We start from the raw sequence: 6654 nt of genomic DNA, 5'->3' as shown, positions 1-6654 counted from the left end.
CCCCGGGGTCCGCCCCCCGCCCCGAGGTCCCGGCCGCCCCGGTGCCTTCGTCGTGGGGCCGCCCTCGGGCTCCCGCCGAGAGGTGTGTACCTTTCCGTTGAGCAGGTACGTACCTAGTCGCCGAAACACGCCTGCTCAGGCCGGTCGACCGGGCGTACGCCCGCCGCTCGGGGCGCGTGTGACACGGCGCCGACTCCCGTGCCCGCACCCCTGGTCGCACCTCCCCTCACCGGACCCCCGCCGCCCCGTGAGGGGTGACAAGGGTTTTCCCCGTATCGGGTTCACCCCCCCGTTGCCTACTGTCCTCCGCACCGGCAGATATCATCCCCCGACCGCACCCTGACAGGTGCATGCGGAGGGTGGCATCCGCCGGGGACGGCCTTGACCCGGGCCGTCGCGCCGGTGGCGGCGCACGGGCCCCCCAGCCCAGGGAATGCCGGATCGCGACCCCACTTCGCCCCTGTGTCCCGCGCCGCCGCCACTGCTCCGCAGCTACGTCGTACTCGAAAGGGCCACACCTTGAACGGTTCCAGGCGGAGAGTCATATCCGTGGTCGCGAGCGCCGCGATCCTCGGTGCCGCTGCCACGACCGGGGCGATCGCCGCCGCCCCGGGCGCTGCCACCCCGAAGCCCGCACCGGCTTCGCAGACGATGCGGGCGCTCCCCAGCGCCCCGGTCGAGAAGGTCATCGTCACCTACAAGAGCCAGGCCGCCGAGGCCGGCTCGAACGCCGCCGCGAAGAGCGACACGGCCGAGAAGGCCGCGAAGACGGGCGAGAAGCTCGCCTTCGAGCGTCGTCTCGCCGGCGGCGGCGCCCTGGTCGACCTGGGCGACAGCGCCACCAAGCAGGACCTGGCGGAGGTCATGGACGCGTTCCGCGCCGACCCCTCCGTCGCCTCCGTCGAGCCTGACATCCGCGCCTACGCGATGGCTGTCACGCCGAACGACACCGACTACGCCAAGCAGTGGGACCTCTTCGAGCCCACCGGCGGCATGAACGTTCCTGCGGCCTGGGACAAGACGACCGGCTCCGGCGTCACCGTCGCGGTCATCGACACCGGCTACGCGGCCCACTCGGACCTGGCGACCAACGTGGTCTCCGGTTACGACTTCATCTCGACCTCCGCCGACGCCCGCGACGGCAACGGCCGCGACGCGGACGCGAAGGACGAGGGCGACTGGAACGCCACCGACAACGAGTGCGGTGTCGGCTCCAAGGCCTCGAACTCCTCCTGGCACGGCACCCACGTGGCCGGCACCATCGGCGCCGTCACGAACAACACCAAGGGCATCGCGGGCATCGCGTACAACGCGAAGATCCAGCCCGTGCGGGTGCTCGGCAAGTGCGGCGGCTCGTCCGCCGACATCGCCGACGCCATCACATGGGCCTCCGGCGGCACCGTGCCGGGCGTCCCGGCCAACGCCACCCCGGCGAAGGTCATCAACCTGAGCCTGGGCGGCGCGAGCGCGACCTGCCCGAGCGTCTACCAGACCGCGATCAACGGCGCCGTCTCGCGCGGTACCACCGTCGTCGTCGCCGCGGGCAACAGCAACGCCAACGCCTCCGGATTCACCCCCGCGAACTGCGCGAACGTCATCAACGTGGCGTCCACCAGCCGTGAGGGCAACCGGTCGTACTACTCCAACTTCGGCGCCATCGTGGACGTGGCCGCGCCCGGCGGCGAGACCCGTCGCTCGACCGACACGCCCGGCACCGTCACCACCCCCGAGAACGGCATCTACTCCACGCTGAACTCGGGCGCGACCACCCAGTCGGCCGAGAACTTCAAGCCCTACCAGGGCACGTCGATGGCGGCACCGCACATCGCCGGCCTCGCCGCGCTGCTGAAGTCCGCCAAGAGCGCCCTGACCCCGGCCGAGATCGAGTCCGCGATCAAGGCCAACGCCCGCCCGCTGCCCGGCACCTGCACCGGCGGCTGCGGCACCGGCATCGCCGACACGGCGAAGACCGTCGACGCCGTCACCACCACCCCGCCGGCCGGCACCGTCTTCACCAACGCGACCGATGTGACGATCTCGGACAACACCACCGTGTCGTCCTCGATCGCCGTCACCGGCCGCACCGGCAACGCCCCCGCCGCCCTCAAGGTCGGCGTGGACATCAAGCACACCTGGCGCGGGGACCTGGTCATCGACCTGGTCGCCCCCGACGGCACGGTGCGCAACCTCAAGGCGTCCTCCTCCTCGGACAGCGCCGACAACGTCCTGACCACGTACACGGTCGACGCGTCGAGCGAGGTCGCCAACGGCACCTGGAAGCTTCAGGTCCGCGATGTGGCCACGGGTGACACCGGCTACATCAACTCGTGGAGCCTGACCTTCTAAGGCGCCACCGCACCACCACCGAACCACCCCCCACATCAGCATCATTGCTGGTCAGCGACGCGCTCGTGGTCTACACCACGGGCGCGTTCTGGCGTTTCGGAGTGCGGTCCCGCCGACGTGCCCTGTCCGTATGCCGGACACAGGGCCTGGACTCCACCGGTGGGCTCCGTATTCTCTGCCCACGGGGCTCATGGGCCGGGGCCCGAGCGCGCCGGAGGTGATGGACAGTGACGACAGCTCCGTACCTCGCCCTGCGCCCCACGGGTCCGGGGGGACCCTCGGCGCCGGTGGGCCGCGAGGAACTCCTCGCCCGCCTCGAACGTGCCCTCCACACCCGGGGCCGCGCCCTGCTCACCGGGCCCGCCGGAGTCGGCAAGACGGAGCTCGCGCTCGCCGAGGCGACCCGCGCCGAGGCGCGCGGCGAGACCGTGCTGTGGCTGGCGACCCTGCCGTCCGACCGCGAGATACCCGGGGCCTCGGCCGCCGCGCTCGTGGCCTCGGTGGCGGCGACCGTGCACCGGCCACAACCCGTCGGCGGCAGGCGCCGTGAGCCCCGCCCGGCCGACAAGGCAACCGCCGGGCCCGAGGCCTCCGCGGTCTTCGACGAGCTGCCCGGGCCCCAGCGCACCGCCGTCGCCATGCTCTGCCGCGAGGCGCCGCTCGACGCCGGCGGCTGGGACCCGATCGCGCTCCGGCTCGGCATCGCCCAGATCCTCCGCACCCTGACCCGCCGGGGCCCCGTGCTCCTCGTCGTCGACGGTGTCCAGCACGTCGACGCGGACAGCGCGGACCTGCTCCGCTTCGCCCTCCACCTCGCGCCGCCCGCGCTGCGGGTGGTGGCCGTCGAGACACCGGAGCCGTACGGCGAGGCGGGCGAGCCCTACCGCGCGCCCCACCGCCCCGACGATCCGCACGCCGCCCACCTCTGGGTGCCGTCCGAGGCGGACGTGCTGCTCGTGCCACCGCTGCACGCCGACGAGATCGCCGAACTCCTCATCCACCACCGGCTGCCCTCCCGGATGGCCGGCCGCATCCACCGCGCGAGCGGCGGCAATCCGCGGCTCGCGCTCGCCGTGGGCCGCTCGCTGGCCGACGCCCGCACCCCCGTGCACCACGCCGAGGCGCTGACGCTCTCCGGGCGCGCCCGCGACCTCGCCCGCCAGCTGCTCGGCGCCGCCCCCCTCGCCGTACGGGAGACGCTGCTGCTCGCGGCCCTCGCGCTGCGTCCCTCGTCGACGCTGGTACGGCGGGCGGGACGGCCCAACGCGGAGGCTGACCTCGCGGCGGCCGAGCGGGCCGGACTCGTGTCGCTCGCCGAGGACGGTTCGGTGACCTTCACCGCCGGGCTGCTGCCCTCCACCCTGGTGCACGACGCCTGTTGGGCCGAGCGGAGCGCCGGGCACGCGGCCCTCGCGGAGGTCGTGGACGACCCCGTGGAGGCGGTACGGCACCGGGCGCTGGCCACCGACAGCCCGGACGAGGACCTCGCGGCCGAGGTCGCGAACGCGGCGGATCTGGCCCGGCGGCGCGGGAACAGCGCGCTCGCGGCCGAACTCGCCCTGCTGGCAGCCGAGTCCACGCCCGGACGGCACGGGACACGGCGGATCGCGCGCCTCGTCGACGCCGCCGAGGAGGCCGCCCGCGCGGCCCGCGCCGACCTCGCCATGCGGGCCGCCACCGATCTGCTCGCCCGTGACGCGGTGCCCGCCGACCGGGTCAGGGCGCGGCTCGCCGTCCTCGACACCGCGGGGCAGGGGCTGACCGGGCTCGACGAGATGTACGTCCACGCCATGGAGGACTCGGAGGGCGACACCGCCCTGCGGGCCGCCGTGCAGCTCCGGCTCGCCGTCAAGTACGTGCTCGCGGACGGCGATCCGCAGCGCTCGCGGACGGCGGCCGTCGAATCGGCCGCGCTCGCCGCCTCCATGGGCGATCCGCGGACGGCGGCGCAGGCGCTGACCGTACAGGCGCGGATGGAGCGGGCCCTCGGCGCGCCGGACGCGGAGGCGGTGCTCGCGCAGGCCCGCGCCCTGGAGCTGGCCGAGCGGCCCCTCGGGATCCGTAACGCCGCACAGATCCTGACGATCCGTCACGCCCTGTTCGACGACCGTCTGACGGACGCCCGTGACGAACTGAACGCGCTGCTGCCCCTGGTCCAGCGACGCGGTTCGGTGGAGGACACGATCGAGCTGTTCTCCACGCTGGCCGCCGTCGAGTCCCGCAGGGGCGCCTGCGCGGCCGCCCTCGCGCACGCCGGGCAGTCCCTCGCGCTCACCCTGGAGGCGGGCCTCTCCCCCGGCCCCGCCTGGTACACGCTGGCGCTCGCGGAGACGGCCGGCGGCAGCTTCGCGCGGGCGGCGAGCTACGCCCGGCGCAGTGTCCAGGCCTCCGAGGAGGAGGGCGACCGGGTGTTCCTCTCCCGCAGCCGGTACGCGCTCGGCCGGGTCCAGCTGATCAACGGGGACGTCGCCGCCGCCCTGGAGACCCTGCGGCGCGTCCAGGTCGACGAACGCGCCCAGTCGACCGTGGACCCGTCGATGCTGCGCTGGCACGAGGAGCTGGCCGAGGCGCTGCTCGCCCACGACGCGGGCGACGAGGCCCTGGCGCTCCTCGACGAGGTGCGGCCGGTGGCGGCCCGGCTCGGCCGGTCCACGGTCCTCCTCGGCTGCGACCGGGCGTACGCCCTGTGGCTCGCGGCCGAGGGGCGTACGGACGAGGCGGCGCAGCTGCTCACCCGCACCGCCGAGGCCTTCGGCCGGGCGGGGCTGCCGCTGGAGCGCGGGCGGGCCTTGATCGCCCTGGCCCGGGTGGAGCGCCGCAGACGGCGCCGGTCGGCGGCGCAGAGCGCGCTGCAGACGGCGGCCTCGGTGTTCGAGCGGGCCGGAGCGGCGCCGTGGCTTGCCCTGGCGTGCGAGTCCCCGGCGGGCGCCGTGGGCGAGAGCCCCGCGGGCGGCTCCGGGGGTGAGGAGTCGCTGCCGGCGCTCTCCTCGCTGACGGAGGCCGAGCTGCGGCTCGCCCGACTGGTGGGGCAGGGCGCCAGCAACCAGGAGGCGGCGGCGAAGCTGTACCTGAGTGTGAAGACGGTCGAGGCGCGGCTGACCCGGATCTACCAGAAGCTCGACGTCCGCTCGCGGGCGCAGCTCGCGACGGCGCTCAGACCCTGAACGGCCGCTGGTCCACGAACTCCTGGTCCGGGGGGCCGGTCAGGCAGAGGTTCGGGCTCTGGGCCGGGGGCGGTCTGCGCTGGATCTCCCGGTGGAAGGCGCGCTGGACCTCGTCGTCGAGGAACTGCCGGTCGTGGAGGCGGAAGGCGGGAGCGCGGAGAGGAACCTCGGCGTCTGATCGAGTGGCCTGTGGTCCGGCCCCGAGCGCGTTCCTCTCCACGCGGTACCTACAACGTATGAAGCCTTCCGATCCCCCGCCCCCTCCGGGCGCGGACGACGCCCGCCGCACGGCGCTCGCCGACCGCACCGGCTACGACGAGGCCTTCCTCGGACCGGTCGTCCCGCTGCCGCTTCCGGTCCGGCAGTCGATCGGGACGGTGATCCTGCCGTACACCCACTTCACCGTGGTCTTCCGGCCCGACCGGCGTCTCGCGGCCTCGACGGCCGTGTGCGTCGAGGGGCGGGAGCTCCTGGAGGACGTACCCCGCGAAGACGTCTGGCAGTTCGACCCGCGGCTGCCCGAGGAGCAGCAGGCGGGCGACGCCATCTACCGCAACAACAGCCTCGACCGCGGGCATCTGGTCCGCCGGCTCGACCCGGTGTGGGGACCCTCGGCCCTGGCCGTCCGCGCCAACGCGGACACCTTCCACTTCACCAACGCCGCCCCCCGGTCGGATGTCTTCAACCAGGGCAAGCAGGTCTGGCAGGGCCTGGAGAACTATCTGCTCGACCACGCCGCCGTCCACGACAGGAGGCTGGCCGTCCTCACGGGCCCGGTGCTCCACGACTCCGACCCGCCGTACCGGGGGATCCAGGTGCCGATGCGGTTCTGGAAGGTGGCCGCGTTCCTTCAGGACGGGGTGCTCGCGGCGGCCGCGTACGTGCTCGACCAGAGCCCCGACCTGAGCCGTGACGCGGAGCGGGCGCTCGCGGGGGCGACGACCGGCGCGCCGCCGCCGCTCGGCCCGTTCCGTGCGTACCAGGTGCCCGTCTCGGACGTCGCGGAGATCACCGAGCTGGAGTTCGGGCCGCTGCCCGACGTGGACGTGATGCCGGAGACGCGGGCGCCCGAGGAGCGGTGGCGGCGGCTCGAATCGTACGGGGACATCGTGCTGCACCCCTGAGCCGCGGGCGCGCCCGCGGC

Annotated in this window: 4 protein-coding genes; 3 read left to right on the top strand and 1 reads right to left on the bottom strand. The window is 74.2% G+C overall.

Going from position 1 to position 6654, the window contains the following annotated elements:
• The first annotated feature begins 651 nt into the window (after positions 1-651).
• Both AOK00_RS35525 and AOK00_RS35520 read left to right on the top strand, forming a co-directional pair.
• Positions 652-2346, top strand: a complete 1695-nt coding sequence (locus AOK00_RS35525; protein ID WP_055604227.1) for a S8 family serine peptidase — start codon at positions 652-654, stop codon at positions 2344-2346.
• 227 nt (positions 2347-2573) lie between these two features.
• A complete protein-coding gene (locus AOK00_RS35520) occupies positions 2574-5510 on the top strand; it encodes a helix-turn-helix transcriptional regulator (RefSeq protein WP_055604226.1) in 2937 nt (978 codons plus the stop codon).
• Here AOK00_RS35520 and AOK00_RS35515 read toward each other — a convergent pair.
• Positions 5500-5730: a hypothetical protein gene (locus tag AOK00_RS35515; RefSeq protein WP_055604225.1), complete on the bottom strand. Its 231-nt coding sequence runs from the start codon at positions 5728-5730 to the stop codon at positions 5500-5502. The genes AOK00_RS35520 and AOK00_RS35515 overlap by 11 nt on opposite strands.
• Before the next feature lie 16 nt (positions 5731-5746).
• Between AOK00_RS35515 and AOK00_RS35510 the strand changes: the two genes are divergently transcribed.
• Entirely contained in the window at positions 5747-6634 is an 888-nt protein-coding gene (locus AOK00_RS35510; protein WP_055604224.1) for a DNA/RNA non-specific endonuclease, read from the top strand.
• Positions 6635-6654: the final 20 nt, after the last annotated feature.

It is taken from the genome of Streptomyces aureus (assembly GCF_001418135.1).
Lineage (GTDB): Bacteria > Actinomycetota > Actinomycetes > Streptomycetales > Streptomycetaceae > Streptomyces > Streptomyces aureus_A.
This window is presented reverse-complemented; position numbering and strand designations above follow the sequence as displayed.